This window comes from Pseudodesulfovibrio indicus (genome assembly GCF_001563225.1).
Classification (GTDB): Bacteria; Desulfobacterota; Desulfovibrionia; order Desulfovibrionales; family Desulfovibrionaceae; genus Pseudodesulfovibrio; species Pseudodesulfovibrio indicus.
The window spans coordinates 2,245,690-2,271,297 of record NZ_CP014206.1 but is presented as its reverse complement, the minus strand read 5'-3'; the positions used below and the strand labels follow the sequence as shown (position 1 = coordinate 2,271,297).

General features: G+C 61.2%; 28 protein-coding genes, 1 tRNA gene and 1 riboswitch. Of the genes, 6 read left to right on the top strand and 23 right to left on the bottom strand.

The features are described 5' to 3' along the window. Position 1: 1 nt before the first annotated feature. The 8 genes from AWY79_RS10030 to AWY79_RS09995 form a co-directional block, all read right to left on the bottom strand. On the bottom strand, positions 2-589 hold the full coding sequence (locus AWY79_RS10030) for a 4Fe-4S binding protein (RefSeq protein ID WP_066803123.1): 588 nt from the start codon (positions 587-589) through the stop codon (positions 2-4). Positions 590-598: 9 nt separating this feature from the next. Further along, positions 599-1,582 (bottom strand): NADH-quinone oxidoreductase subunit NuoH, encoded by a 984-nt coding sequence (nuoH, locus tag AWY79_RS10025; protein ID WP_066803121.1) that lies wholly within the window; start codon positions 1,580-1,582, stop codon positions 599-601. A gap of 9 nt (positions 1,583-1,591) precedes the next feature. Then, positions 1,592-2,764 carry an NADH-quinone oxidoreductase subunit D gene (locus AWY79_RS10020; protein WP_066803119.1) on the bottom strand — a complete coding sequence of 391 codons (1,173 nt, stop codon included), beginning with the start codon at positions 2,762-2,764 and terminating at the stop codon, positions 1,592-1,594. Positions 2,765-2,806: 42 nt separating this feature from the next. Continuing rightward, on the bottom strand, positions 2,807-3,334 hold the full coding sequence (locus AWY79_RS10015; RefSeq protein ID WP_066803117.1) for an NADH-quinone oxidoreductase subunit C: 528 nt from the start codon (positions 3,332-3,334) through the stop codon (positions 2,807-2,809). A gap of 2 nt (positions 3,335-3,336) precedes the next feature. Next, positions 3,337-3,882, bottom strand: a complete 546-nt coding sequence (locus tag AWY79_RS10010; protein WP_066803115.1) for an NADH-quinone oxidoreductase subunit B — start codon at positions 3,880-3,882, stop codon at positions 3,337-3,339. Next, positions 3,861-4,238 (bottom strand): NADH-quinone oxidoreductase subunit A, encoded by a 378-nt coding sequence (locus AWY79_RS10005; protein WP_066803113.1) that lies wholly within the window; start codon positions 4,236-4,238, stop codon positions 3,861-3,863. Before AWY79_RS10005 ends, AWY79_RS10010 begins: the two co-directional genes overlap by 22 nt. Before the next feature lie 298 nt (positions 4,239-4,536). Continuing rightward, entirely contained in the window at positions 4,537-5,874 is a 1,338-nt protein-coding gene (locus AWY79_RS10000) for a GGDEF domain-containing response regulator (protein WP_066803111.1), read from the bottom strand. 9 nt (positions 5,875-5,883) lie between these two features. Further along, positions 5,884-6,576 (bottom strand): 2-phosphosulfolactate phosphatase, encoded by a 693-nt coding sequence (locus AWY79_RS09995; RefSeq protein ID WP_233490897.1) that lies wholly within the window; start codon positions 6,574-6,576, stop codon positions 5,884-5,886. 205 nt (positions 6,577-6,781) lie between these two features. On the opposite strand from AWY79_RS09995, the gene AWY79_RS09990 reads away from it, so the two are divergent. Then, positions 6,782-7,732, top strand: a complete 951-nt coding sequence (locus tag AWY79_RS09990) for a UDP-glucuronic acid decarboxylase family protein (protein ID WP_066803107.1) — start codon at positions 6,782-6,784, stop codon at positions 7,730-7,732. Between the two features lie 57 nt (positions 7,733-7,789). On the opposite strand, the gene AWY79_RS09985 is transcribed toward AWY79_RS09990, so the two are convergent. Continuing rightward, positions 7,790-8,932 carry a glycosyltransferase family 4 protein gene (locus tag AWY79_RS09985; protein ID WP_066803105.1) on the bottom strand — a complete coding sequence of 381 codons (1,143 nt, stop codon included), beginning with the start codon at positions 8,930-8,932 and terminating at the stop codon, positions 7,790-7,792. A gap of 182 nt (positions 8,933-9,114) precedes the next feature. On the opposite strand from AWY79_RS09985, the gene AWY79_RS09980 reads away from it, so the two are divergent. Then, positions 9,115-9,627: a phosphatase PAP2 family protein gene (locus tag AWY79_RS09980; RefSeq protein WP_078063884.1), complete on the top strand. Its 513-nt coding sequence runs from the start codon at positions 9,115-9,117 to the stop codon at positions 9,625-9,627. Here AWY79_RS09980 and AWY79_RS09975 read toward each other — a convergent pair. From AWY79_RS09975 to AWY79_RS09965, 3 genes are read right to left on the bottom strand one after another with little or no spacing between them, the layout of a single operon-like run. Further along, the gene (locus AWY79_RS09975) at positions 9,624-10,337 is read right to left on the bottom strand and encodes a TVP38/TMEM64 family protein (RefSeq protein ID WP_066803100.1); all 714 of its coding nucleotides are present in this window, start codon (positions 10,335-10,337) and stop codon (positions 9,624-9,626) included. The genes AWY79_RS09980 and AWY79_RS09975 overlap by 4 nt on opposite strands. Beyond that, positions 10,318-10,584, bottom strand: a complete 267-nt coding sequence (locus AWY79_RS09970) for a lipid A biosynthesis domain-containing protein (protein WP_066803097.1) — start codon at positions 10,582-10,584, stop codon at positions 10,318-10,320. Before AWY79_RS09970 ends, AWY79_RS09975 begins: the two co-directional genes overlap by 20 nt. Before the next feature lie 2 nt (positions 10,585-10,586). Then, entirely contained in the window at positions 10,587-11,309 is a 723-nt protein-coding gene (locus AWY79_RS09965) for a glycosyltransferase family 2 protein (RefSeq protein ID WP_066803094.1), read from the bottom strand. A gap of 162 nt (positions 11,310-11,471) precedes the next feature. Between AWY79_RS09965 and AWY79_RS09960 the strand changes: the two genes are divergently transcribed. Continuing rightward, a tRNA-Met gene (locus tag AWY79_RS09960) sits at positions 11,472-11,548 on the top strand. Positions 11,549-11,728: 180 nt separating this feature from the next. Here the strand turns inward: AWY79_RS09960 and AWY79_RS18825 are convergent. Together AWY79_RS18825 and AWY79_RS18820 are read right to left on the bottom strand one after the other, a co-directional pair. Then, positions 11,729-12,919, bottom strand: a complete 1,191-nt coding sequence (locus tag AWY79_RS18825) for a P-loop ATPase, Sll1717 family (protein ID WP_158509890.1) — start codon at positions 12,917-12,919, stop codon at positions 11,729-11,731. Next, a complete protein-coding gene (locus tag AWY79_RS18820; protein WP_148651025.1) occupies positions 12,862-13,167 on the bottom strand; it encodes a hypothetical protein in 306 nt (101 codons plus the stop codon). Before AWY79_RS18820 ends, AWY79_RS18825 begins: the two co-directional genes overlap by 58 nt. Positions 13,168-13,838: 671 nt before the next feature. Here AWY79_RS18820 and AWY79_RS09955 point away from each other — a divergent pair. Next, on the top strand, positions 13,839-15,242 hold the full coding sequence (locus tag AWY79_RS09955) for an anion permease (protein ID WP_066803091.1): 1,404 nt from the start codon (positions 13,839-13,841) through the stop codon (positions 15,240-15,242). Between the two features lie 86 nt (positions 15,243-15,328). On the opposite strand, the gene AWY79_RS09950 is transcribed toward AWY79_RS09955, so the two are convergent. Next, positions 15,329-15,934, bottom strand: a complete 606-nt coding sequence (locus tag AWY79_RS09950) for a hypothetical protein (RefSeq protein WP_133987192.1) — start codon at positions 15,932-15,934, stop codon at positions 15,329-15,331. Positions 15,935-16,304: 370 nt separating this feature from the next. Between AWY79_RS09950 and AWY79_RS09945 the strand changes: the two genes are divergently transcribed. Beyond that, entirely contained in the window at positions 16,305-17,372 is a 1,068-nt protein-coding gene (locus AWY79_RS09945; protein ID WP_066803084.1) for a peptidylprolyl isomerase, read from the top strand. Between the two features lie 150 nt (positions 17,373-17,522). Here the strand turns inward: AWY79_RS09945 and AWY79_RS09940 are convergent, their stop codons facing one another. The 8 genes from AWY79_RS09940 to thiS form a co-directional block, all read right to left on the bottom strand. Beyond that, positions 17,523-18,767 carry an HD-GYP domain-containing protein gene (locus tag AWY79_RS09940; RefSeq protein WP_066803081.1) on the bottom strand — a complete coding sequence of 415 codons (1,245 nt, stop codon included), beginning with the start codon at positions 18,765-18,767 and terminating at the stop codon, positions 17,523-17,525. After that, positions 18,767-19,921, bottom strand: a complete 1,155-nt coding sequence (locus AWY79_RS09935; protein WP_066803078.1) for an HD domain-containing phosphohydrolase — start codon at positions 19,919-19,921, stop codon at positions 18,767-18,769. The genes AWY79_RS09940 and AWY79_RS09935 overlap by 1 nt, the downstream gene beginning before the upstream one ends. A 204-nt stretch (positions 19,922-20,125) precedes the next feature. Next, a complete protein-coding gene (gene thiC, locus AWY79_RS09930; protein ID WP_066803075.1) occupies positions 20,126-21,430 on the bottom strand; it encodes a phosphomethylpyrimidine synthase ThiC in 1,305 nt (434 codons plus the stop codon). Positions 21,431-21,432: 2 nt separating this feature from the next. Then, complete coding sequence (thiE, locus tag AWY79_RS09925) at positions 21,433-22,086, bottom strand: thiamine phosphate synthase (RefSeq protein ID WP_066803072.1); 654 nt, start codon at positions 22,084-22,086, stop codon at positions 21,433-21,435. Then, positions 22,086-22,715, bottom strand: coding sequence for a sulfur carrier protein ThiS adenylyltransferase ThiF (thiF, locus tag AWY79_RS09920; protein WP_066803070.1), 630 nt, complete (start codon positions 22,713-22,715; stop codon positions 22,086-22,088). The genes thiE and thiF overlap by 1 nt, the downstream gene beginning before the upstream one ends. Beyond that, positions 22,712-23,848: a 2-iminoacetate synthase ThiH gene (thiH, locus tag AWY79_RS09915; protein ID WP_066803067.1), complete on the bottom strand. Its 1,137-nt coding sequence runs from the start codon at positions 23,846-23,848 to the stop codon at positions 22,712-22,714. Before thiH ends, thiF begins: the two co-directional genes overlap by 4 nt. Positions 23,849-23,851: 3 nt before the next feature. Next, positions 23,852-24,628 (bottom strand): thiazole synthase, encoded by a 777-nt coding sequence (locus AWY79_RS09910; protein ID WP_066803064.1) that lies wholly within the window; start codon positions 24,626-24,628, stop codon positions 23,852-23,854. A gap of 9 nt (positions 24,629-24,637) precedes the next feature. Then, positions 24,638-24,838: a sulfur carrier protein ThiS gene (gene thiS, locus AWY79_RS09905; protein WP_066803061.1), complete on the bottom strand. Its 201-nt coding sequence runs from the start codon at positions 24,836-24,838 to the stop codon at positions 24,638-24,640. Between the two features lie 68 nt (positions 24,839-24,906). Beyond that, positions 24,907-25,012: riboswitch (TPP riboswitch) on the bottom strand. Positions 25,013-25,123: 111 nt separating this feature from the next. On the opposite strand from thiS, the gene AWY79_RS09900 reads away from it, so the two are divergent. Further along, complete coding sequence (locus AWY79_RS09900; protein ID WP_066803058.1) at positions 25,124-25,564, top strand: hypothetical protein; 441 nt, start codon at positions 25,124-25,126, stop codon at positions 25,562-25,564. Positions 25,565-25,608 lie beyond the last annotated feature (44 nt).

The window sequence follows — 25,608 nt, the reverse complement described above, 5'->3', positions numbered from 1 at the left end:
ATTACGCCTCCTTCTCCGCCGCGGCCGGTGCGGCCTCGGTTTTGGGAGCGGGCGCGGAAAGTTCCGTGGCCTGCTCCTTGAGCCGGGCGAGAAGATCGATTTTCATCTCTTTTCTGGAAGTCGCCACCCAATAGACGTTATTGGAGAATTTCAGCGACTTTGCCGGACAGTTGTCAATGCAGGTGCCGCACAGCGAGCACAGGGTGTAGTCGTAGATGAACTTGGCCGGATTCTTGGGGGCCTTGGGCTTCACGACCTTCTCCCCCGCTTCCTCGGCCGCCTTCATCGCCGCCTCTTCCGCCTCGGTGGGCTTGGGAGGCTTGGACTTGACCACGGTCAGGCATTTGCTCGGGCAGTTGGTCACGCACATCATGCAGGAGATGCACTTGGGCGTGGCCGGATCCTTGGGCTTGCCGATGAGTTCGACATGCCCGCCATATGTTTCCAGATTCTCGTCGTCGATGACCTGGCGCGGATAGTGGACCGTGACCAGGGGCTTGCAGAAATACTTGCCCGTGATCTTCAGCCCCACGATCAGGGACCAGCAGTCGAGAATCGGCTGGATTACGCTTTCTCTGAATTTACCCATTTCTTCCCCCTACAACTTCACGATCAGCGCGATGGCCAACAGGTTGAAGGTGGCCAGCGGCAGCAACCATTTCCAGTTGATGTTCAGCAGTTGATCGAACCGTACGCGGGGGAAGGTCCAGCGGGCCCACACCATGAAGGAGAGCAGCGCGTAGACCTTGATCAGCATCCACCACCATCCGCCGATGCCGGGGATGGGGCCGTGGAACCCGCCCAGGAACAGGACGGAGCAGACCGAGCACATGACCACCATGTAGCCGTATTCGGCCATGAAGAAGAGGCCGAACCCCATGGAGGAGTACTCGGTGTGGAAACCGGCGGTCAGCTCCGACTCGGCCTCGGCCAGGTCGAAGGGCGCGCGGTTGGTCTCGCCGAACATGGCGATGAGGAACACGAAGAAGGCGAGGAAGGTGAACGGGTTCCTGAAGATGAACCAGTTCCAGATGTACCCTTCCTGCATGGCCGTGATCTCGGTCAGGCTCAGGGTGCCGGTCATGAAGGAGATGGCCAGGACGGTGAGCAGCAGCGGGATCTCGTACGCCACGGTCTGGGAAACTGCGCGGGCCGCGCCGAGCACGCCCCACTTGTTGTTGGAGGCCCAGCCCGCCAGGATGACCGCCAGCCCATTGAAGCTGGAGAAGGCCAGGATGAGCAGCAGGCCGAGGTTCACGTCCATGCCGGTCAGCACCGGGCCGTACGGAATGGGCAGGAAGAGCAGCAGCACCGGGATCATGGACAGGATCGGGGCGAGCCAGTACAGGGCCGCGTCCGCGTTGTCCGGGGTCAGGAGCTGTTTGCCCATGAGTTTCAGACCGTCGATGAGCGGCTGGAGCACGCCGTGGGGGCCGACCTCGAAGGGTCCGGGCCGGCGCTGGATGTGGCCCGCGAACTTGCGCTCGAAATAGACCCACACCAGGGCGTTTATGCCCAGCCAGACCATGGACGCCACGACCGCTATGATCAGAGGTATCAGGTGTTGTAAGAATGCGTTCATGGATTAAACCTACCTGTCGATTTCAGGGATGATCAGGTCCAGGCTGCCCAGGATGGCCACGGCGTCCGCCAGGAGGGTGCCGTTGGCGGCCTCCGCGAACGCGTGCAGGTTGGAATAGCCGGGCGCCCGCAGCTTGATGCGGTACGGGACCTTGTCTCCGTTAGAGACGACATGGATGCCGATCTTGCCTCGGGCACCCTCCACGTTGAAGTAGGCTTCTCCCGCCGGCGGCTTCATGGACGGCTTGGGCGCCTTGTCCATGATGTGGCCGCCCTCGGCGGAGGGGAGCTGCTCCAGGGCCTGCTCGATGATGCGCAGCGACTGCTCCATCTCGGCCAGGCGGACGTGGTAGCGACCCGCCGAACAGCAGGAATCCTGCGTCGGGATCTCGAAGTCGAAACGGTCGTAGATGCCGTAGGGCTCGTCCTTGCGCAGGTCGTAGGGAACGCCGGCACCGCGGACCACGGGACCGGTACAGCCGTAACGGCGGCACATGTCCTGGTCGATGATGCCGATACCTTCGATGCGGCGGCGCAGGATGAGGTTCTCGGTGACGAGATCATGGTACATGGGCAGCCGTTCCCTGAAGTGGGGAATGAACGCCTTCATCAGCTCGATGCACTTGTCGTCGAAGTCCATCTGCAGGCCGCCGACGCGGAAGTTGCTGTAGGTCAGCCTGGAGGCCGAAGGCCTCTGCAGGGCGTCCAGGAGCATTTCGCGATCGTCGAAGGCGTACATGATGGGCGTGAACGCGCCGAGATCGAGGATGTAGGCCCCCCACCACAGGAGGTGGGAAGTCAGGCGGTTGAACTCGGTCATGATGACCCGCAGGTATTCCGCCCTTTCCGGGATCTCGATGCCCATCAGTTTTTCCACTGCGCCCACGTAGGCCCAGTTCCAGGCCATGGCGTGACCGTAGTCCACGCGGCCCATGTTGGGGATGAAACCGCCCCAGGTTTGGGTTTCGCCCATTTTTTCATGCATGCGGTGCAGGTAGCCCAGCACGGGCTCGGCGCGGACGATGTATTCGCCGTCCACCTCGATCACGATCCGCAAGACGCCGTGCGTAGACGGGTGTTGCGGGCCCATGTTGATGATCAGGGTTCCGTCCTGCTTCCCGGCCTCGAACTTCTGGGTGTAGAAATCACCCTTCATTTGTTCTAAATTCTGGTAAGCCGACATACACTCTCAGTCCGGTTTTATATACCGACCGGTCGCCCCGGCCTACGCGTCGGAGGCCTCCTCGGCCTCCGCTTCCGCAAACAACGCTTCCAGTTCCGGGGAACAGGACACGACTTCGCCGAGGCTCAGCACGTCCTTGATGGACTTGCGCGTCTTGTCCGTCTTCCGCAGGGGGAAGAGGTCCTTGTCCTCCACCGGCATGAGCAGCGGGACGAGATTGGGATTGTCCGCGAACTCCACGCCGTGGAAGTCGCGGGTTTCCCGCTCGTGCCATTCCGCCCCGTCAAAGACGGACACGATGGACGGCACCACGGGGTTGTCGGCGCCGAGCAATACCCTCAGCACCACCCGTTCATTGATGTTCCACCTGTTAAAATGATAATGAACCAGAAATCCCTCGTCGAAATCCAAAGCAAAGATGTCTTCGAGGGAATATCCGGCCTCGTACAGTTTGCGGGCCGCCTTCACGATCTGGTTCGGTGCCAGGTACACGGACCATGCATGCCCCGTGACGGCCTGATCCTGTTTGGCGACGCATTGGGTCGCAACCCCTTCCAAAGCTTGCAGCATGACTACCCCTCCACCTTGGCGGCCACAGGCCACCAACGTTTGCCCGTGATCAGGCGCTGCAGTTCAAAGAACCCCTCGAGCAGCCCTTCGGGCCTGGGCGGACAGCCCGGCACGTAGACGTCCACCGGGATCAGCGTATCCACACCCTGGATCACGTTGTAGTTGTCCTTGATCTTGAAGGGCCCGCCGGAGATGGCGCAGTTGCCCATGGCGATGACCCACTTGGGTCCGGGCATCTGCTCGTACAGACGGACGACCGCAGGCGCCATCTTCTTGGTCACGGTGCCGGCCACGATCATCACGTCGGACTGGCGGGGCGAAGGCCGGAAGACCTCGGCCCCGAACCGGGCCATGTCGAAACGCGCCATGCCGGTGGCCATCATCTCGATGGCGCAGCAGGCAAGACCGAAGGTCATGGGCCACAGGGACATGGATCGACAGACGTCGAAGATGTCCTGGGCCAGTTTGAGGTTGACGATGGGCGGGTCCATGTGATGGTTCCCCGCCGTCAGGAATTCCCTTTGCACTACTGAATCCTGCGCGGCCATGTGAACACCCCTTTCGCCCAAAAGTAGATGACGGAGAGAATAAGGAAGAACAAGAAGACGAAAACCTTCACGAAGGGAACCCAGCCCTCGGCGTCAGCATACGCCGTGGAAACCGGGAACAGGTAAAGGACGTCCACGTCGAAGGCCAGGAAGATCAGGGCGTATACGTAGTACGATACGCCCCACCGGGCCCACGAGCTGCCGTAGGGGACCATGCCGCACTCATACGGCATCCCGATATCCCCCCCCCTTGCTTTGGGGGCAAGCAGCATTGCAAGGATCAACGGCCCGACGGCAAAGAGAAGGCCAGCGAGCAAAAACAATACAATTGCAAAATGCAGCCAGTCGAAAAGCATACCCCATCCTTTGGCAGTAAATTTGCGGGAATCTTGAACCAAAATTTTTTCAAGAATTAACGAGTTCCATGCCCCGAAAAAAGCGCTAAGTCAAGCACCTTGCGCATTTTTTCATTAAGAACCCACCTCCTAAGTATGTAATTTTCTTCACTCTGAACGACCCTCGCTCGTGCAATATGTCACAAGCGATACCCCGCCCGGAAACGGCCTGAATACCGCTATCCGGAGGCCGAAAAAAAGGGGTGTCTCGCCATGGCGAGACACCCCTTCGGGAGGCAATGTGAAATCGTGAACACGGCTATCCGGGCAGTCCGTAGTCCCCAAAAGTGCCATAATCGTTTTTTCCCTGGCGCTTGGCTCCGTACATGGCCGCGTCGGCCCTGCTGATGAGGGTCACCGGGTCCTTGCCGTCCTCGGGGAAAAAGCTGATGCCGATGGTCGCGCCGATGGTCAGCTCGTGGCCGCGCACGGTGTACGGCTCCCTGACCACGTTCAGTAGGTTCTCGGTCACGCTGAACGCGCCCTCGCGGTCCCTGACGTCCGACAGCAGGATGCCGAACTCGTCGCCGCCCAGCCGGGCCAGGGTGTCGGACTCGCGGGTCCGCTGCTGCAGCCGCTCGGCCACCATGCACAGCAATTCGTCGCCCGCCTGATGGCCGTAGGTATCGTTCACCTGCTTGAAGTCATTGAGGTCCACGAAGAGCACGGCCACGATCCGCTCGTACCGCTTGGCCAGGGCCAGGGCGTGCTCCAGCCGGTCGAAGAAGCGGTGCCGGTTGGCAATGCCGGTGAGGCTGTCCACCGTGGCCAGCCGCTTCAGCTCCAGCTCGGTGTTCTTGCGATCGGTGATGTCCTCCAGCACGCCCTCGACGAAGTCCCGGCCCTCTACGCCCCGGACCAGCCGGGAGCTCTCCGAGCACCAGATGACCTCGCCGTCGCAGCGGCGCAGCCGGAATTCGAAATTGGTCACGGCCCCGTCGCGGGCCAGCAATTCGCGGTACAGCCGCCGATGGTGCTCCTCGATCATATGGGCGTCGCGGAGCGCGGGCACATTCACCACATCGGACATCTTCTCATATCCCAGGATGCGCAGCATGGCCGGGTTGGCCTCCAGGTATTCCCCTCCCAGGGTGCATTGGAAGATGCCCTCGATGGCCCGCTCGAAGATGGAACGGTACTTCTCCTCGGCCACGCGCAGGGCGATCTCGGTATTGCGGCGCTGCTCCACCTCGCTCTCCAGGAGCATCTTCTGCCGGTGCATCTGGAGGAACGCCTTGACCTTGCTGGTCAGGATTTCCGGGTCCACGGGCCGGAAGAGGTAGTCCACGGCCCCTGTCTCGTAGCCCTGGTGGACGTTCTCCTCGTCCTGGTAGATGGCGGTGATGAAGATGATCGGCACGTTGCGGCTGCGCTCGTGCTCCTTGATCCTGGCCGCGGCCTCGTAGCCGTTCATGCCGGGCATCTGGATGTCGAGCAGGATCACGGCGAAGTCGCTGGTCCTGGCCCGCTCCACGGCCTCGGCGCCGCTTTCGGCCTGGACCACGCGGCACTCGATGTCGCGCAGCATGTGCTTGAGCAACGCGAGGTTGGTCTGGGAATCATCGACGACGAGAACCTTTTGCAACTGATCGTCCATACGCGCCCCCTATGCCTTCTCCCGTCCGTCCGCCTCGACCCGGCTCAGCCTCACGCCGCCCTCCACGGGTTCGCCGCGAAGGACGAAATCGAAGCGGTCCAGGTCCATGCACAGGTCGAAATCCTCTTCCGGGCAGTCCGTCCTGGACTCGTCGAAAAACTTGGCCGCGCTGTCCACGTCCCGAAGGAATTTCCGCAGGGTCTCGATGCTGTTCGGATATTCCTCCAGCTCGTTCTTGATGTACATGGCGCACATCATGTCCTCCTGGGCGCGCATGACCCCGCCGGTGCCCATGGCCACCAGGGTGACGAGCTCCGGGGACCTGGCCCGGATGTAGTCCACCACGGCCCCCGCGTTGACGAAGCAGCCCACCAGGACCTCGTCGGCCCCGGTGCAGGCCATCAGCCCGCGCGTGCCCGCGTTGGTCACGTGCAGGAAGGTCTGCCCGGTCACGTCCGCTTCCTTCAACAGGAACGGAGAATTCAGGTGGTCGAAGACATCCACGGGTTCGGTCTCCAACTCCCCGATGATCTTGCCGTTTTTTGCGGCGGCAAGGGCGCGCGCCCGGTCCAGCGAATCGGTGGCGATGTACTCGCCCACGCCCATGTCCGCCAGGAAGCAGGCCACGGTGCTCGAGCGGAAGACGTCGATGACGACCACGAGACCCTTGGCGCGTTCCGCACCGGAAAGGCATTCAACCACATTAACGATCATCGGACACTCACTTGAAGCATTCCGGCGGGCACGGACGGGCCGCTCTCCGAATACCCGCCGGCCGTTACGGATTCCTTGCGGGACTACGGCCAGACAACTCGGTTTTATCCTCCCATAAACCCGCAACACCTGAACAGTAAAGGTTTTTCCGCGTCTCATTGACATGCTGCCAGGAATACTGCAATTAAGCGGCATGAAAAAGAAACGCGTTCTAGTCACCGGCGGCTCCGGCTTCCTCGGCTCGCACCTGTGCGAGCGGCTCCTGGCCAAGGGGCACGAGGTCATCTGCGTGGACAACTTCTTCACCGGCAAGAAGGACAACATCCTGCACTTGATGGACAACCCCTATTTCGAGGTGGTCCGGCACGACGTGACTTTCCCCCTGTATATTGAAGTGGACGAGATCTACAACCTGGCCTGCCCGGCGTCGCCCATCCACTACCAGTACGACCCGGTCCAGACCACCAAGACCTCGGTCCACGGAGCCATCAACATGCTCGGCCTGGCCAAGCGGCTGAAGGCCAAGATCCTCCAGGCCTCCACCTCCGAGGTCTACGGCGATCCAAAGATCCATCCGCAGACCGAGGATTACTGGGGCAACGTCAACCCCGTGGGCATCCGCTCCTGCTACGACGAGGGCAAGCGGTGCGCCGAGACCCTGTTCTTCGACTACAACCGCCAGCACTCCCTGCGCATCAAGGTCTGCCGCATCTTCAACACCTACGGCCCGCGCATGGCCATGGACGACGGACGGGTGGTCTCCAACTTCGTGATCCAGGCCCTTCGCGGCGAGGACATCACGGTCTACGGCAAGGGAGAACAGACGCGCAGCTTCTGCTACGTGGACGATCTGGTGGAGGGCATGGTCCGGCTCATGGAGAACACCGGGGACGACTTCCTCGGCCCCATGAACCTCGGCAACCCAGGCGAATTCACCATCCTCGAACTGGCCCGGACCGTCGTGGACCAGATCGGCTCCAAGTCGAAGATCGTGTTCAAGCCACTGCCCGCCGACGACCCCACCCAGCGCAAACCGGACATCTCCCTGGCGCGCAGGGTCATCGACTGGGAGCCCACCGTCGACCTCAAGACCGGACTGGTCAAGACCATCGAATACTTCGACGCCATGCTCAAGGAGCAATAGCCGAAGAGACTAAAAACGCGAAAAGGCCGGGATTTCGATCCCGGCCTTTTCGCGTTTTCAGGAGCGCTTCCTGGCGGCGAGCGTCCGCTCGACCATCTCCACGTAGGGTTCCAGCCCCGAGGCGACGTCCTCGGGCCACTCAAACGGGCCGGGTCTCGGCTCGCCCGCGGCACGCAGGACCATCTCGGCCATGGTCCCCTCGTCCGCCGGGTCCGGGAAGACCCAGCGCGGGGGCAGGAAGTGGGCCGAGCCGTTCATGGCGCTGGACAGGGACCGGCAGCCGCAGGCCAGGGCCTCCAGGGTGGCGTTGGAGCAGGCGTCGTAGAAGGTCGCCAGCACGAAGACGTCGGCGGCGCGGTAGAAGGCGGGCATGTCGTCCACCCGGCCCAGGAACTTCACCCGATGGGCGACGCCCAGCTCGCGGGCCAGCCGCTCGTATTTACCGGGATTGCGCCCGCCCGCCACGTGGAGCACGAAATGCTCCGGCAGCCGGGTCAGCATGGACACCAGATGCCGCACGCCCTTGAGGGCGAAGTTGGTGGCCGCCGTGGCCACCACCACCTGGTCCTCGCGGATGGCGGACGCATCGCGCAGCCGCAGCCGCTCCTGGTCGCCGATGGGCGAAAATCTGGCCAGGTCGGGCCGGTTGTAGACCACGTCGATGGCTTCCTTGTCCAGGAACGGGTGGGCCTCCACCAGCCAGTCGCGCACCAGGTGCGAGACGCAGACGATGCGCGGGGTGCGCCGCATGCGGACGCGGTCTATCACATGTATGGCCCAGTTGCCGGGCGAGAGCCTGCGCCGGAGCATCTTGAAGGACCGGGCGAACCCGCTGGGCCAGGCGCGCCGGGAGAGCTCCCAGAACTTGGAGATGGGACCGCCGCCGATGCGCAGGATGTCCTGGTTCAGGGTCTTGCCCATGCCGAAGACCAGGTCGTAGTTCCCGCGTTGCTGCGCCCGCTGCGCGCCGTAGGCGAACCACAGGATCTTGACCAGGCGGAACGCGCCGAACCGGCCGAGCACCACCGGCTCCACGCCCTCGGGCGGGTCGGTCTCGCACCGGGCGCAGATGAAGTCCACCGCGTGGCCGCGCGCGGCCAGCGCCTCGCTCAGCCGCCAGGCAAAGGATTCCGCGCCGCCGTACCGGCTCAATCTCGGCATGGTCACCGCCAGCCGCGCCCTGTTTTCAGATTTCACCATAGGATTGGAGTCTTGTCCCATTTTCATCGGTTTGACAACCGTCAGGTTGCCCGCCGGACCAAAGACGGCTATGCATTCGAAAACCGCACGAGGAGCCGTATGTTTTTCGCCACCCCGCCCTGGATCTCCAGCTGTTCCTGCTCATCAACCAGCACTGGCGCTGCGCATTGTTCGACACGCTCATGCCCCTGTTCTCATCCACGGCGGTGCTTGTCGCGATCCTGGCCGCAGCCGTGATCGCGACGGTGGCCAAGGGCGGGAAACGGCAGCTCCTCTACTTCCTCATCCTGCTCGCGGGCATGGGGATTTCGGATTTCTCCACCAAGCTCGCCAAGGACCAGATATACCGGGTCCGCCCGCTCAACGCCGTGGCAGGGACCTGGTACGTGGACAACGGCGAGTGGCGCACGCGGTCCGCGGACTTCGTCCGGACCAAGGAGCGCGGCACCTCCTATCCCTCGGCCCACGCGGCCAATACCATGACCCTCGCCCTGCTGGCCCTGCTCCTGTGGCCCCGCCTGAAGCGCTGGCCGCTGCTGGTGCCGCTGATCACGGGCTATTCCCGCGTCTACCTGGGCAAGCACTACCCCACCGACGTCCTGGCCGGATGGCTCTGGGGCGTGGTCGTGGCCGGAGCGGTCTGGCTGATCTGGAAGGAATTGGAACGGCGGGTCCCGTCCCTGCGGCCCGTCTAGTCCTCGCTCTCGTCCAGCTGCCCGGACTGCCGGTACCGCCGGTAGACCCGGATGCCCATCCATCCGGAGACAGCGAAGAGCACGACGCTCATGCCCACGGACAGGGCCACGCCCATGGTGGACTCGCGGTTCATGCCCGCGCCGAACAGGGCGAAGATGAAATTCTGCGGGATGTAGCCCAGGGTGGAGCCGAGGATGAACGGCGCCAGCGGGATGGAGCTGACCCCTGCGGCCAGGTTGGTGATCAGGTTCGAACCCAGAGGGAACAGCCGGATGGCCAGGGCGGTGTTGAACGGCTCGTGGCGCAGGAACCGGTTGACCTTCTCGGCCCGCGCTCCCAACTTGCGCTCCACCAGCTCACGCCCGCCCATCCGCGCGTAGATTGCCGCCAGGGCGCACCCCAGCCCTGACCCCACCGTGGACAGGACCGTGCCGCTGACCACACCGAAGGCGAAGCCGCCCAGAAACCCGACGAGCTGCCGGGGCAGCCCCACGGCGGTGAACGCCGCGCCCACGGCCAGGAAGATGACCACTGAGAGCGGCCCCCGGCCCAGAACGTGGTCGTTGAACCACTGGGTGTTGGAAAGCATGTCGCCCAGCCCCACGGCCCTGGACACGTACACGGCCAGCCCCAGGCCGGCCAGCATGATCAGCCCCTTGGCCAGGGACTTGATGCTCTTCAGGTTGGAATCACGCTTTTCGGTGGTCATTCTTCTCACGCAGCATGCGGTAATACAGGACCAGCAGGCACGCCTGGCCCAGAAAAAACAACGGATCGGCCTGAACCGCGCCGTAGGTCAGCCCGGCCAACCCGGACGCGGCGAGCGCCGCCTGCGCCGGGCGCGACAAGGGTTGTACCCCTTTCCCGCGCGTTCGTAAAATGGTCAGGCGCACGAAAAAAGCGCCCTGCCCCGCGATCACCAGGGCGAGCAGCCACCAGTAGGCGGGCAGGCTCATGCCTACTTCTTCTCTTTGACGGTATAGCCGATGTGCCGCTTGATCAGCCACTTGACCCCGATGAGGTCGTAGATGCCGGCCAGGGCGCGGTCCAGGGTGCCGTACTTGGACACGCCCGCCCCGCGCTCGCGGTGGTTGACCTTGACCTCGCGGATGCGCGCGCCCTGCATCTTCATCAGGATGGGGAAATAGCGGTGCATGTTCTTGAACCGGGGCAGCTTCCCGAGCATGTCCGCACGCATGACCTTCAGGGAGCAGCCGGTGTCGTGCACCCCGTCGTCCACGATGGAGTCGCGGATCTTGTTGGCGATGCGCGACGAGATGCGCTTGATGAAGGTGTCCCTGCGCTTGGCCCGCCAGCCGATGACCATCTCGCAGCCGTCGCCGAAGGCGGCCAGCATGTCCGGGATGTCGGCGGGGTCGTTCTGCAGGTCGGCGTCCATGGTGACCACGATGTCCGATTCCACGGCGTCGAACCCGGCGCAAAAGGCGGCGGACTGGCCCCGGTTCTCGGCAAAGGCCACGTACCGGACCTCCTCGAACTCATCCGCCAGCTGCCGTATTATAGTGAGACTGTCGTCGGTGCTGCAATCGTCCACGAACACGGCCTCCCACGGGCGGCCCGTGGAATCGGCCGCGGTCCTGATCTCGGAGAACAGGGTCCGCAGGTTGTCCTGCTCGTTGTAGACGGGCAGCACCACCGAAAATTTTTCTGCGTTGCTCATAGGGGTGATTCTCTACGGAATTCGGGCCCGGTTGTAAACTTTTTGCTGGCCCCCTCCCGGCCGGGACGATGTTTTCACGCCCCAAAAAAGTTTTTTTGAGATTTTCTAAAATTTGTTGTTGACAATTTCCCGCCACCAACCTAGAAACAGCGTCTCACGTGTCGCGGGGTGGAGCAGTACGGTAGCTCGTCGGGCTCATAACCCGAAGGTCGTAGGTTCAAATCCTGCCCCCGCTACCAAGGAAATCAAGGGCTTAGTCGAAAGACTAAGCCCTTTTCTTTAGAACATATATCGAGAACAACTTCGCCCTTACCTTCCCCCAAACGCTTCCACCCAACATAGACGAATGTCTATTTTAACAATTCAAAACATCATAAAACGTATAAAATATATGCACTTGAAAGAAGAAGAGCTTAGGTTTATATAATTTGTAAAGCCTTGTACAATCCTCGATGCACGATTAAAGGCTCACTCGTATTAAAGCGGGCTTCAGGCATTTTATATCTGTAGATTTGATAATTCCGTTGTTTTGGCTGATTACCAATTACGCTAAAATGGAAAAGTATACGCAATACAAAATCAACATTCTTTTCTTTTATTAGCCCCTGATCGTTTGCTTCGTTGAATGCAAAACGAAACTCATCAACCGGTATTGTTTGCTTTCTGATATGTGATATCAAATCAAAAATTCTTGCAATATCAGGTATTATACTGTGGATTTCATCCTCCAGTTCATTCCTAAGATAGTTCGAAAAAGAATCATCACTTTTTTGAACAATTTTAGACGTAATTTTTGGAATAGATTGTTCCAAGGCTTGAGATGAGCAATCTTTCATAAATTTAATAAAATCTCTTGGCCTAAGCATTGAGCTTCTAACCATAAATGGGAACTTACCCATTCGTTTATGTTGCCCATGACCATAGGCTATATCCCTATGATCAAACATTGTTTCCCACGCCTTCGGGAATGATAATATATCTCCATCTCTAGATATTGCTTTTGAAATCCTGTACGCCAACAAGCTCTTAATTTGTTCTTCACTCCACGTTATATTTATTAGGAAATCATTCCATTTATTTTTATCTGGATCAGAAACAATTTCATATATATCATCTCTAAGAAAAACAACAGGCAATATTTTAAAACCATTAGCAGGAAACAATGATTTAACATCTTGGACAGCTTTGAACAGACTGGTAAGAAGGGCTATGTATTCTTTATGCGATTCAGCAGTCAAAACATCTTTATAGTCCTCATCAAGTTCGTCGAAAACGATCAAATATGTTGAATCATCAATATAATCTTGTAACAATGCTTCAAGAATTTCGACTCTGTCAATCCATGGCGTTCTATTATCACAATTTTCGCACGTACTCTCATATCCAAGACCAGTAGAAAGTACTGAAAAATTGATCTTCATGCCCACCCAACGCTTTATAGACCGCGAAAGTGATCTTTCTGGATCATTAGAATATACAGTCTCAAGCATTGACCTAATTTCATAATCAATAGCCTCATTATGAATCATCTGCTTAGCAATAGTTGTGTAGATTAAATACTTCCACAAGGTGATATACTGATTTGGCTTGCTGAAGCTCTTATTATCCAATTCATATAGATCATTGAATGGGAATTCTTGAATGTTAATTTTTTAGTAAAAATGGTGGGACCACTTAAAGTAGTTAGATGCTCACAAATAGCAGTTTTTCCTGCTCCTTTTCTCCCAATCACATAGCATATTTCTCCATTTACTACTTGGTCGACTGATTCAGAATGATAAAAATATCTTTCAACATCTTCTTGCTTTGCCTCAAGCTTCCAATTTGAAATTTCTTTAAAAACTGAATTAATATCCATACATACCCCTTATTTCTTATATCCCATATCAGCATTCACCAAATTGTGCTTATTAATAACTCAATACAAATTGCATGTCTACGAAAACAGATGCACTATAAATCAAGCAAAACAGCAGCCACACAACCATGCTGCAATTTCTGAACTCAATTCCCAGCAAATACGCATCTTATCAAGTCATGGTATTTACCCCGTCTTTGATCTCATCACAAATCCTCGAGCTAAGAACTAGATAAGACCCTTCTCAGAATAATTGATATATTGACACAACTGGTATTCTTCTCATTTATGAGGCGTGCTTCTACCGCGTACCCTGTACATCTCAGCTGGTCCTTTCCCCACCCACGGCCAAAACGTAAACGCATCCAGCTCACTTCTTACCCCTCCTCATTTTCACACTCGCCAAACACAACAAAAAACGCTGCCTCGCCAACGCGCTAGGGAATCAATTCTTCCGCCCCCGCCGGTCGTACCTTGCGCCCGATTGATGATGCGTGAAATGACCCCCGCCGGTCGTACCTTGCGCCCGCCCTGATTGACTGTCCAATCCGATTCTGGCATGGAAAAGATAAGGAGAAATATACGCTATCGATTCAACAAATCGACGAGGGGATAACGACTGTCTTTCAGCTCATTCACCGGCAACTCATTCGCAAGGAGAAGGTAGTCACATGAAGATTCTGCTCAAGTTCTCACCGGTCATAGTCGCAGCCCTCCTGGCCATCCTGCCAACGCCCGAAGGACTGACACCCCAAGCATGGTATTTCCTGTCCATCTTCGTCGGCGTGGTGGTCGGGCTGATCATCGAACCCGTCCCCGCCGCCCTGGTGGGGTTGTCCGGCGTCGCCCTGGTGGCGGCCCTCGGCCTGGTGGACCCAAGCCCGGCGGCCAACCGCGCCTGGGCGCTCTCCGGCTTTTCCAACGGCGTCATCTGGCTGATCTTCGCGGCCTTCATGTTCGCCCTGGGATACCAGAAGACCGGGCTGGGCAAGCGCATCAGCCTCCACCTCATCCGGTTCCTGGGCAAGTCGACCCTTGGGCTGGGCTACGCCATCGCCTTCTCGGACGCGATCCTGGCCCCGTTCATGCCCTCCAACACCGCCCGCAGCGCCGGGACCATCTATCCCATCGCCAGCAACATCCCGCCCATGTTCGACTCCACCCCGGACAAGGACCCGCGCCGCATGGGCGCATACCTGAGCTGGGTGGGCATCAGCGCGACCTGCGTGACCAGCTCCATGTTCCTGACCGCCCTGGCCCCGAACCTGCTGGCCGTGGACATGATCCAGAAGTCCTCGGGCATCGCCATCAGCTGGGGCGACTGGGCCGCGGTCATGATCCCGGCCATGCTGCCGCTGTTCATCCTGACCCCGTGGCTGGGCTACGTGCTCTACCCGCCGACCCTGAAGCACTCCCCGGAAGCGCCCGCCTGGGCCGCCGAGGAGCTGGACAAGATGGGCCGGACCTCCACCAAGGAACTGATGATGCTCGGCTATGCCGTCCTGGCCCTGATCTTCTGGATCTTCGGCAAGCAGCTCCACGTGGACAGCACCGTGGCCGCCATCTCGGTCCTGTCGCTGATGGTCCTGACCGGGGTCATCACCTGGCAGGACGTCATCTCCAACAAGGGCGCCTGGAACGTCCTGACCTGGTTCGCCACCCTGGTGGCCATGGCCAGCGGTCTGAAGAAGACCGGCATCCTCGACTGGGTGGGCAACATCATCTCCACCAACCTTGCGGGCATGAGCCCGGTCTCGGTGATCGTCATGCTGGTCATCCTGTTCTTCGTGCTCCACTACTTCTTCGCCTCCACCACGGCGCACACCACGGCCCTGCTGCCCCTGTTCATGGCCACGGCCGCCCCGCTGCTCCCGCCGGAGCTGCTGCCCAAGGTCGCCCTGATGCTGGCCGGTTCGCTGGGCCTCATGGGGATCATCACCCCCTACGCCACCGGCCCCTCCCCCATCTGGTACGGCGCGGGCTTCATCAGCCAGGCCCGCTGGTGGGCGCTGGGCGCGGTCTTCGGCCTGATCTACCTGGGCTCCATGCTGGTGGTCACGGCCATCTACGTCTAACCGCTCCCATCCACTGACAATAAAAAAGGACCGGCGTCGTGCCGGTCCTTTTTTCGCGCCGAAGCGCGGAGAAAAATCCAGATACCCTACAGGCTCTGGGGGAAGTCCACCACCATGTGCAGGACGTCGTCCATGGGATCGAAACAGTCGGCCAGGAAACAGACGGCCATGTCGGACACGTGAAGCGATTCCACGGAGCCGAACAGGCAGGGCGCGTACCCGGCCTCGTCGCCGAGGACGGAGTGGGTTTCGACAGGGGCGTCCGGGAAAAGATCGGTCAGGGCCAGGATTTCCTGATGCCCGTGCGCGTGGGCCCCGTCCAGGAAGGAATGGTCCTCCCCGTCGGGAAGCTGTTCGGCAGGGGCGACCGGGGGCTCCAGGAACTCATCCATCTCGTTGGTCTCCGGAGTTCCGGCAGCGGTCTCCACGTCCGAGACGCTGTCGCTGAAGGCGAAGAGGTAGATGTCCCCGGGAACCATCTCGCCGCCGTGCAGCTCGAACATGGGCAGGGAACCGTCCATGGCCATGGCCTGGTAATCCTTGATGACCACCACGCCGCCGTCCTCACCGGTCAGGACCAAGTCCTTGCCGTTGCAGGAAAACAACACTTCGGAAACGAAAAAATTGAATTTAACCGGGACATCGGGAGAGACCACGTATTCCGCGACCTCGCCTGCCTTCGGAAGGGACACCTGCATCACACTCTGGGAGGGAGTAGATTCCGCCACAAGAGCCTCCTAAGGATAAAAGATCAGCAACTTCAATCAGATGCCTTTATGAGAACATTTCTTATCACACCCGGTTGGATTTGTCAAAAAAATCGACATCCCGTGCTGTTAGATTGTGGAAAAGCATATTCGGATGGTCTGTTTGAGTGATCAATACAATATACCCTTGCGCGTGGGGGCAAGGGGAGCGGAAGGCCGCAGGGACCGGCCGTAAAGATTGAACACAGGATACCCCAACCGCACCATCCGGGCAACCCGGCCCGGCCGCGCGGTTATCTTCTGCTCGTCCGGGGGGTTGCGCCGGACCCGTTTTTATGGCTCTACTCATCGCACCATGACAGCATTCAACGACAACGCCGTGGGCGCGCTGGAATTCACGGTGACCTGGGAACAGGACGACGCCGCCCACAAGGAACGGTTCCTCGGCCGCAAGGTCAACCCGGTCAACGATGTTTTCCCGCGCGGCATGCGCGAGGCCCTGGAGGGCAAGGAACCGGGCGAATCGGTTTATTTTACCTACGAGCCGCGCCTGTGCATCCCCCGGCGCAAGGAGAGCCTGGTCCTGACCCTGGGCCTCGACAGGCTGCGGCAAAAGACCGTGACCGGCGAACCGATCATCCCCCTGGTGGGCCGGTTCTATCCCCAGGGGCATATCAACGGGCTGCTGGACGTCTACCCCGACACCCTGACCCCGTTCCGCCTGACAGAGCTGGACGAGGAGACCTTCACCGCGGACCGCAACCATCCCCTGGCCGATGTGCCGGTGACCATCGAGGCGCGGATTCAATACCTGGAGCGGCGGGAGACCGGGACCTACGGCTCCCTGACCCACTGGCGCGAGGCCGTCTGCGACTGGGGGCCGGGCATGCAGGCCAGACTGGACGGCGAGCCAACCGACTTTTTCCACCCCGCCTTCTTCGACCGGCGGTCCGAGCTGGACGAAGGCTTCCGCCCTCCCCGGCCCGACGCGGCGGCCCTGCGCAACCTGGACCGGCTCCGAGAACGGCTCTTCCCCGAGGGGGCGCGGGTCCTGGACCTGTCCCTGGACTCCGAGCGCCCGACCGGAAAGTACGACGGCGCGGTCTGCTGCTGCTCACTGGAATACATGGACCGGCCCGTGGACGTCCTGCGCTACGTGGCCTACTTCCTGGAGCCGGGCGCGCCCCTGCTCCTGGCCTTCACCCACGCCTTTGACCCGGACCGGGCCATCCGGGGCTGGTCCGAGCTGCACCAATTCGAGCGGCTGGGGTTGGCCCTGGAATACCTGCGCATGGCCGGGTTCACCAACGACCTGAACACCCTGTCCATCCGCAACGACTGGCGCGACCGGGACGACCCGCGCTTCCTGGAGACCAAGGGCGTCAGCGACCCGGTGTTCGCGGCCTGGGGACGCAAGCCTTAAGGGTGTGTTGTTCAAAACTCACGGCGTCCCCCCCTGCCGGGTTGAGGGAATCCCCCCTGCTCTGCCGGTTTCTTCAGCCGCCGGCATGCCCCCCTGCTCCCGCTGCCGCGCAGTGATCGCGCGAAACGGCAAGGAGTCCCGGACGCCGGGTCAGTGACCGCAGGGAGACGGATAATACTGAATTTTAGTACGCGAGTTCAGGTAGTTGAATGCTTCAGCGTCAAGTTCGTCCGGGCGCAGGGTGGATTCGACCACGATATCGAGGTCGATGCCCAGCCGGTAGATGATCGCTTCGTGCTTGGGTATGGCCGGGTCGAAGAGGATGACCTCGGGATGGAGAAGGTCTTTGGGGTCCACCGACATGATCACCCCGATATCCCCGGAAGTGAACCGGCAGACGGTGCCGGGCGGGTACACGCCGAGAATCTTTATGAACCGGGTCAGCATGTCCGGATCGAACCGATCCTTGTATTTCCCGAACATCAGGGCCAACGCCTTGTGCGGCGAGACCGCCTTGGACGGGTCGCGCGTATTGATCAACCGGTCGTAGGTATCGGCGATGGCCACGATGCGGGCCGGAGGTATGATCCCGGCCTTGGTGGCCCCCTTGGGATAGCCGCGCCCGGTGCATTCCTCATGGTGCTGGTAGACGATCTTCATCACGTCCCTGCTGATGTCCGGCATCCTCGACAGCACCGACACCCCCAGCCGGGGATGCTCCTGGAACATCTTCGTTTCGGCCGGAGAGCGGTTGGGCTTGATCTGCAGCCCTTTGGGCAGCTTGAGCAGCCCTATGTCGTGCATCAATCCGCCGAAGGCCAGGTCGGCCATGCTCTCGGCATCGTAGCCAAGATCCGCACCGAGCATCAGGGAGAGGGTCATGACGTTCAGGGAATGGAATTCCTGGCCATCGTCGGTGGCGGAGGCGTTGATGAAGCTGACGCACATCTCGGTCTCCTCCAGGAACACCCTGGACATCTGCAGGGCCGTTTTCTTCGCCTCCTCGCAGCGGGCCACCTCTCCGCTCATGACTCCGCTCATGAAGACCCTGGACTCGACCACGGCCTTCTCGAAATTTTCCTCCATTCGCTGGAACTTGACCCGCCGCGCCCGCAGTTCGGACGCCTTCTCGAACTTCATCCGGGAATGGCTCACCGCGCTCTTCGCGGTGGCGGCGTCGACCTTGATCCGGGAGTCGGCCTTCAGCGGCTCGGCCTTGCTCTTTTCCGGATCATAAAGAACCGTCTCTCTTCCGATGGCGATGATCTCCCGGACCTCTTCCCGGTTCTTGATCTCGAAGCTGGAGCGTAGAAAGGGATGACGAAACCACGGGACGTTTCTGAGGGAGACGTACATGCCCGGCGTCAAACGGCGGACGGAAATTTCCTTGAGCATCAGACGGTGACCTCCTCCGCCGTGTCTTCGACGATCTTGATCGGCTCCGTGATGTCCAGGATGTCGTCGCTGTGCCGCTGCAGGTAGTCGACCGCGTCCTCGGAGAGCACTTCGTTGCGGGAGATGACCTTGACCCGCTTGCCGTCCACCTCGCCGTAGACGTCCTCGGCCACCACCATGCCCGGGGTCAGCCCCAGCGGATAGACCTCCCTGGTGTACTGCCGCCCCTCTTCGCCGAGAATGTTGGCCAGAACGCCAAGCACCTCCGCGTCATACCAGCCCTTGTGCCAACGCATGATGGACAGGGCCTGGGCCCCGCTCTTGCCGCCCTGCAGCAGCGCGTTGTAGTCGAGCAACACCCGCACGATCCGGCTCGAACCGGGGATATCGCTCCCGGACACGCCGTCATCGGGCAGCCCTTCGCCGTCGTACCGCTTGAGGACGTACTTGAGCCCTTCACCCATGCCCTCTGTGGGTTCGCTCATGGCCAGCAGGTCGGCCAGCATCCGCAGTTGATTATAGGCGTCGCGGACTATGCCCTTCTTGCTCCCGGCGCCGTGCATCAAGACCCCGGCGCTCTGGTCGTCCATGTTCGACAGCAACACCAGGAACAGGGTAAAGACCCGCTGCACGCTACGCCAGTCACAGCCGAGCAGCTCGCAGATGGACAGGATGAACGGCGTCAGGCGGTTGTAGGCCACATACAATTCGGGCTGCATCCCACCGGCCAGCTCCATCAGGCAGGAGAGCAGGATGTCGCCCCGGCCCTGTCCGTCGCTGGCGATGATCAGGCTGCGGTAGTTCTCCACGATTGAGTAAATGCGCTGCCGGGAATGGGGCTTGAAAACGACCTTGTGGGCCGGGATATAGGTCGCCTCGCGAATCTGATCTTCGCCCTGGACGGCGGGCATGAGCAGGATGACGATGGTCCTCGGCCACAGGAAACGGATTCGCTCAATGCGCTCGCGGGCAATCTCACCGTGGTCGCGGCAGACGTAGAGGAGCATGTGGGGCGAAGCCTGGTCCGCGCACTGTCGCTCGTTCAGACAGTCCGGATCCAGCGCCCTGACCTCGAAATCGGGGCCGAAGAGGTCACCGAATTTCTCGGCTGCACCTTCGCCCTCGTCAATAATCCCCATGCGGAGAAGATCCATCCCCTGCGAGGGTTTGCGTGAACCGTTCCTGACCATATGCATGATACCTCGAAAGCTCTTCCCGTCCGAATGAAAGGGATTTGACAAAAAATATCACATGACGGCTACCAGGCAACAATTATTTATAAATTATCATCTTCGCCATAAATGAAAACGGCCCCGGAGGCGAACCTCCGGGGCCGTGTGACTTCGGACCGGCGACGGCTAGTCGTCGAGCTGGATGTTCTTGCCTTCCTTGAGCCGCTTCATGGTGCGCACGGCGCACATCTTGCCGCACATGGAGCAGGAATCCTCATGCTCGGGCTTGGAGGATTCGCGGTAGGCGCGGGCCTTCTCCTCGTCCATGGACAGGGAGAACATGGCTTCCCAGTCCAGGTCGGCGCGGGCCTGGGACATCTTGTCGTCCCAGGTGCGCGCACCGGGCAGACCGTTGGCGATGTCCGCGGCGTGAGCCGCGATGCGCGAGGCGATGATGCCCTCCTTCATGTCGTCCAGGGTGGGCAGGCGGAGGTGTTCCGCCGGAGTGACGTAGCACAGGAAATTGGCCCCGGACGCGGCCGCGACGGCCCCGCCGATGGCCGAGGTGATGTGGTCGTAGCCGGGGGCCACGTCCGTGACCAGCGGACCGAGCACATAAAACGGCGCGCCGTGGCACAGCCGCTTCTCCAGGACCATGTTGGCCGCGATCTCGTTCAGCGCCATATGGCCCGGGCCCTCGATCATGACCTGCACGTTGCGCTCCCAGGCGCGCTTGGTCAGCTCGCCCAGCTCGATCATCTCCTGGACCTGCACCGCGTCCGTGGCGTCGTGGATGGAGCCGGGACGGCAGCCGTCGCCCAGGCTCAGGGTGACGTCGTATTTCTCGCAGATGTCGAGCAGCCGGTCGTAGTATTCGTAGAACGGGTTCTCGGCGTCGTTGTGCTTCATCCAGGCGTACAGCAGGGAGCCGCCGCGCGAGACGATGGACGTCAACCGGTCGTGCTTGTCGATACGCTCGGCCGTGCGCCGATTCATGCCGCAGTGGATGGTCAGGAAGTCCACGCCGTCCTCGACGTGGGCCTCCACGACCTTGAAGAACTCGTCCGCCGTGATGTCGGACAGGTTCTTCTCGTAAAAGCCCACCGCGTCGTAGATGGGCACGGTGCCGATCATGGCCCCGGACTCCTTGACCAGGGCCTGGCGGAACTCGCGGGTCTTGCCGAAGTTGGACAGGTCCATGATGGATTCCGCGCCGAGCTTCAGGGCGTGGCGGACCTTCTCCATCTCCACGTCGATGTTGCAGCAGTCCTTGGAGATGCCGAGGTTGACGTTGATCTTGGTGCGCAGCCCGTCGCCCACGCCCTCGGGGTCGATGTTGAGGTGGTTCCTGTTGGCCGGAATGATGACCGTCCCCTTGGCCATCCGGGCCATGAGGTCTTCGACGCGCATGTTCTCCTTGCGGGCCACGGTTTCCATCTGTTCGGTGACGATGCCCTTACGGGCGGCGTCCATCTGGGTAGTATAGTCCATGATTACTCCTTCGCGGCTCGGATCTCTGCCCTGAGCGCGGTTATTTTCCCTGCAATGTCCTTATCGCCGACGATCTCCGTGACCAGGGCCACGCAGCGCGCCCCCCGCCGGACAACCTCGGCGATGTTGTGTTGCTTTATGCCGCCGATGGCCACGAACGGGATGTCGTGTTCCGCGACCACGTGTTCCAGGTATTCGAACCCCACCGGGTCGACCACGTCGTCCTTGGTGTAGGTCCGGAAAATCGGGCCGACGCCGATATAATCCGCGCCGCGCCGCACCGCATCCAGGGCCTGGGCCGGGCTGTGGGTGGACAGGCCGATGGCCATGTCCTCGCCCACCAGCTCGCGGACCCGCTCGATGGGCAGGTCCTCCTGCCCGACGTGGACGCCGTCGGCGCCCACCAGGATGGCGATGTCGATGTCGTCGTTGACGATGAAGGCGGCCCCGGCCTCACGGGTCATCTCGCGGATGCGAAGACACTCTTCGAGCTTGGTGCCCGCCTTCTTCTCCTTCTCGCGGTACTGGATGAGCCGGACGTCCGCGTCGAGCATGGCCCGGACCACCTCGACGTTGGACCGCCCCAGGGAGAATTTCTCGGCGGTCAGGCAATAGAGGTCCGTATCCAGAATGTTCGCGCGGTTGATCCCTGCCATCAGGCCACCCCCTCTATGGCGAACCTGTCCAGGAAGTAGGTGAGGATCACGTCCGCCTGCTTGGCGGCGGCGATGCCCACTCTGGGGGACAGGGGCGGGGTGTCCCCCGCGCACTCGGTCACGCCGTCGCCCACCAGATAGAAGTTGTCGCGCACCTTGTGGGTTACCAGGGCGTCGCCGTTGCCGCACCCGCCGATACCGGAGGCCGAGACCACCAGGCACCCCGTGGGCAGCAGGGCCTCGACCAGCCGCTGCTTGGCGGCGGGCCGGTCAAAGGCTTCGACCACGGCCTCGCAGCCGATGAAGATGCGCTTGACCAGGGTCAGGTCCACCCGCTCGATGTGCGCGCCGATCTCCAGGTCCGGATTTACTGCGCGCATGTTCGCGGCCAGGGCGTCGGCCTTGAACTGGCCCACCTGGTCCCTGGTGAACGCCTGGCGGTTGAGGTTGGAGAATTCCACGCGGTCGAAGTCCACCAGCACGAATTTTTTAAACCCGCTGCGCACCAAATGCATGGCGCAGTTGGACCCCAGCCCGCCGCACCCGGCGATGCCGATGGTGAAGTGCTGCAAAAAGCGCAGCCTGGCCTCTCCCAGATGGGTCGCTATGCCTTGCTCGACATCGTTCATACGGCCTCCTTTGCCGGTTCGAGTATCGGCTCCCAGTCCTTGAACACGGGCTGGTAGCCCCTGGCGCGCAGGGCCGCGCACATCTCGTCCACGCTGCGTCCGTCGCTGATCTCGAACTGGCCGGTGTTCTCGTCGTCGCTGCCCTCGTCCGAATGGCCGCCCACGGCCGTGGACACGCCCGCCGACATGCGGGTCACGCCCAGGGGCAGGATGTTCTCGCGGAACCGCGCGTCCTCCCGGGTGGAGATGGTGATGCCCACGCGGGGCAGGAACAGCCTGAGCGCGGTCATGAACTGGACCATGTCGCGGTCGTCGGCAATGGTCGCGGGCTGCCAGCCCCCGGCGTGGGGGCGCATGCGCGGCAGGGAGACCGCGATCTCGGTCTGCGGATAGCGATGGATCAGGTAGGCCGCGTGCAGTCCGGTCAGCAGCGCGTCCCGCCGCCAGTCGCCCAACCCGAGAAGCGCGCCGATGTTGACCGTACGCAACCCCGCGCGGCAGCCGCGCTCGGGCGCGTCCAGCCTGAACCGGAAGTCCCGCTTGGGACCCTTGGGATGCAGGGTCGCGTACAACGCCTCGTCGTAGGTCTCCTGGAACATGGTCAGCCCGTCGACACCCGCGCGATTGAGCCTGGCGTATTCCTCCTCGGTCAGGGCGAAGACCTCGACGGAGACCGACGGGAAATACCTGGCCAGCACGCGGGTGCACGCCTCCAGATAGTCCACGCCCGCCTTGGCCGGAGCGTCGCCGGTGAGGATGAGCAGGTGCTTGAGGCCCGTGGCCGCGATGGCCTGCCCCTCGGCGTCCACCTGGTCCAGGGTCAGCATGGAGCGGTGTATCTGGTTGCGGCAGTTGAAGCCGCAGTAGACGCAATGGTTGGTGCAGAAATTGGACAGGTACAGCGGGGTGAACAGGCTGATGGTCCTGCCGAACTGCCGGGCCGTGACCCGGCTCGCCTCCTGCGCCATCTCTTCCAGCAGCCCGGAGGCCGCCGGGGACATGAGCGCCATGAAATCCCGGACTGAAAGCGTGGTCTGGTGGATGGCCCGGCGCACGTCCGCTTCCGTGAACCCGGCGAAGTCCTCGTCGGGCAGGGTCTCGGCGTACCCGGCGATAAGCGGATAAAAGCTCATGGCCTACCGCCCTCCCAGGAATCCGGTCAGGGGCGAGGAGGCGTCGGCCAGGACCCGCTTGGCCCCGGGGCCGGCCAGGTACGCCTCGCGCCCGGCCCGGACCGCGTCGCCGAAGGCGGCGGCCATGCGCACCGGGTCGGCGGCCGTGGCGATGGCCGTGTTGACCAGCACCGCGTCCGCGCCCATCTCCATGGCCTCGCACGCCTCGCTGGGCCGCCCGATGCCCGCGTCCACGATGATCGGCAGCTCGATCTCCTCGATCAGGATGCGGACCATCTCGCGCGTCTTGAGGCCCCGGTTGGTGCCGATGGGTGCGCCGAGCGGCATGACCGCGGCGGCCCCGGCGTCCGCAAGGGCCTTGGCCACGTACAGGTCGGCGTTGACGTAGGGCAGGACCACGAACCCCTCCTTGGCCAGGATTTCGGTGGCCTTCACGGTTTCGAAACCGTCGGGCAGGAGATAGCGGTTGTCGGAAATGACCTCGATCTTGATCCAATCGCCGCACCCCATGGCGCGGGCCAGCCGGGCGATGCGCACCGCCTCGTCCGCCGTGCGCGCCCCGGAGGTGTTGGGCAGCAGCTGCATGTGGTCGGGAATGTGGTCCATGACGTTGCCGGTGGCTGCGTCCAGGTCCACCCGCCGCAGGGCCACGGTGATAACCTCGGAACCGGACGCCGCGCAGACGTCGGGGATGACGGCGTCGTCGCCGTATTTGCCGGTTCCGGTGAACAGGCGGCTGGAGAGTTCCCGGCCGCCGATGATGAATGAATCTTCGCTCATGTCCTCTCCCTAGCCCCCGCCCACGAAGCGGAGGACCTCCAGGTGATCCCCGTCCTCGAGCGCGGTGATCGCGAACGCTTCGCCGGGGACGATATCCCCGTTGCGCTCGACCACCACCCCCGTGGACGGGAGGTTCTTCAGTTCCAGCAGGGTCAGGACAGTGGCGTCGGAGCTCAGCTCCATCTCCCCGCCGTTGACGGTCACGTTCATGACAGTTCCTCCAAAGGCCAAAAAAAAACGCTTGCCCGGTAAGGCAAGCGCGTCATGATGACCTAAAATCGATCTTGATGCAGCTTCCCTACGTCGGTATTGCCCGAATCAGGTTCAAAGGGTCGGATGCAATGATCCATCTCAGCCTCATTAGAGGCCCCCCTAGCTGCAAAGACCGTATGCCCTTTTCCGGGCAGTGTAAAGATGTTCCGCCCGGGCTAAAGTCCGGACGGTTTCCTGCCGATAAGTTCCCCGTGGATAAATAACGCAACGGGAGAGTCCGGCATGTTTTCGACACTGTTCCAGGCAACCGGTTTCAAGCGCGCCCTCGACCTGTTCGAGGCGGGAAGATTGGAAGAAGGCAAAGCGCTCCTCAAAAGTTTGCAGGAAGAATTCCTGGCGGTCTGCGAAGAGAACGAGGCCCTCAAGCGACAGCTCTCCGAAGTGGCGGAAGTCCTTGACCTGGCTGAAAAAGTCCAGTTCGACGGCCAGAAATACTGGCTCAACGACGAGGACGAACGGCGTGGCCCGTTCTGCCAGGTCTGCTACGACCGCGACGGATTGCTGGTCCACCTGCACCGGCGCGAAAACCACTGGGAATGCCAGAGCTGCCACGGCCTGTACATGATCCCCCGCGAGGCCCCGGCCACGGACCGCAAGAAGCCCCGGCTGCGCACCAACCTGAAGAAAACCGTGCCCCTCTTTTTCGAACGCGAGCTGGGCTGACCCCGGACGACGAATAAAAAAAAGCCCTCGCGCGGTTCTCCGTG

Excerpts from the sequence above, each read along its gene's own strand:
- AWY79_RS10030 (WP_066803123.1), bottom strand. The coding sequence starts at position 589 with ATGGGTAAATTCAGAGAAAGCGTAATCCAGCCGATTCTCGACTGCTGG.
- nuoH (WP_066803121.1), bottom strand. The coding sequence starts at position 1,582 with ATGAACGCATTCTTACAACACCTGATACCTCTGATCATAGCGGTCGTG.
- AWY79_RS10020 (WP_066803119.1), bottom strand. The coding sequence starts at position 2,764 with ATGTCGGCTTACCAGAATTTAGAACAAATGAAGGGTGATTTCTACACC.
- AWY79_RS10015 (WP_066803117.1), bottom strand. The coding sequence starts at position 3,334 with ATGCTGCAAGCTTTGGAAGGGGTTGCGACCCAATGCGTCGCCAAACAG.
- AWY79_RS10010 (WP_066803115.1), bottom strand. The coding sequence starts at position 3,882 with ATGGCCGCGCAGGATTCAGTAGTGCAAAGGGAATTCCTGACGGCGGGG.
- AWY79_RS10005 (WP_066803113.1), bottom strand. The coding sequence starts at position 4,238 with ATGCTTTTCGACTGGCTGCATTTTGCAATTGTATTGTTTTTGCTCGCT.
- AWY79_RS10000 (WP_066803111.1), bottom strand. The coding sequence starts at position 5,874 with ATGGACGATCAGTTGCAAAAGGTTCTCGTCGTCGATGATTCCCAGACC.
- AWY79_RS09990 (WP_066803107.1), top strand. The coding sequence starts at position 6,782 with ATGAAAAAGAAACGCGTTCTAGTCACCGGCGGCTCCGGCTTCCTCGGC.
- AWY79_RS09985 (WP_066803105.1), bottom strand. The coding sequence starts at position 8,932 with ATGGTGAAATCTGAAAACAGGGCGCGGCTGGCGGTGACCATGCCGAGA.
- AWY79_RS09980 (WP_078063884.1), top strand. The coding sequence starts at position 9,115 with ATGCCCCTGTTCTCATCCACGGCGGTGCTTGTCGCGATCCTGGCCGCA.
- AWY79_RS09975 (WP_066803100.1), bottom strand. The coding sequence starts at position 10,337 with ATGACCACCGAAAAGCGTGATTCCAACCTGAAGAGCATCAAGTCCCTG.
- AWY79_RS09970 (WP_066803097.1), bottom strand. The coding sequence starts at position 10,584 with ATGAGCCTGCCCGCCTACTGGTGGCTGCTCGCCCTGGTGATCGCGGGG.
- AWY79_RS09965 (WP_066803094.1), bottom strand. The coding sequence starts at position 11,309 with ATGAGCAACGCAGAAAAATTTTCGGTGGTGCTGCCCGTCTACAACGAG.
- AWY79_RS18820 (WP_148651025.1), bottom strand. The coding sequence starts at position 13,167 with ATGGATATTAATTCAGTTTTTAAAGAAATTTCAAATTGGAAGCTTGAG.
- AWY79_RS09955 (WP_066803091.1), top strand. The coding sequence starts at position 13,839 with ATGAAGATTCTGCTCAAGTTCTCACCGGTCATAGTCGCAGCCCTCCTG.
- AWY79_RS09945 (WP_066803084.1), top strand. The coding sequence starts at position 16,305 with ATGACAGCATTCAACGACAACGCCGTGGGCGCGCTGGAATTCACGGTG.
- AWY79_RS09940 (WP_066803081.1), bottom strand. The coding sequence starts at position 18,767 with ATGCTCAAGGAAATTTCCGTCCGCCGTTTGACGCCGGGCATGTACGTC.
- AWY79_RS09935 (WP_066803078.1), bottom strand. The coding sequence starts at position 19,921 with ATGGATCTTCTCCGCATGGGGATTATTGACGAGGGCGAAGGTGCAGCC.
- thiC (WP_066803075.1), bottom strand. The coding sequence starts at position 21,430 with ATGGACTATACTACCCAGATGGACGCCGCCCGTAAGGGCATCGTCACC.
- thiE (WP_066803072.1), bottom strand. The coding sequence starts at position 22,086 with ATGGCAGGGATCAACCGCGCGAACATTCTGGATACGGACCTCTATTGC.
- thiF (WP_066803070.1), bottom strand. The coding sequence starts at position 22,715 with ATGAACGATGTCGAGCAAGGCATAGCGACCCATCTGGGAGAGGCCAGG.
- thiH (WP_066803067.1), bottom strand. The coding sequence starts at position 23,848 with ATGAGCTTTTATCCGCTTATCGCCGGGTACGCCGAGACCCTGCCCGAC.
- AWY79_RS09910 (WP_066803064.1), bottom strand. The coding sequence starts at position 24,628 with ATGAGCGAAGATTCATTCATCATCGGCGGCCGGGAACTCTCCAGCCGC.
- thiS (WP_066803061.1), bottom strand. The coding sequence starts at position 24,838 with ATGAACGTGACCGTCAACGGCGGGGAGATGGAGCTGAGCTCCGACGCC.
- AWY79_RS09900 (WP_066803058.1), top strand. The coding sequence starts at position 25,124 with ATGTTTTCGACACTGTTCCAGGCAACCGGTTTCAAGCGCGCCCTCGAC.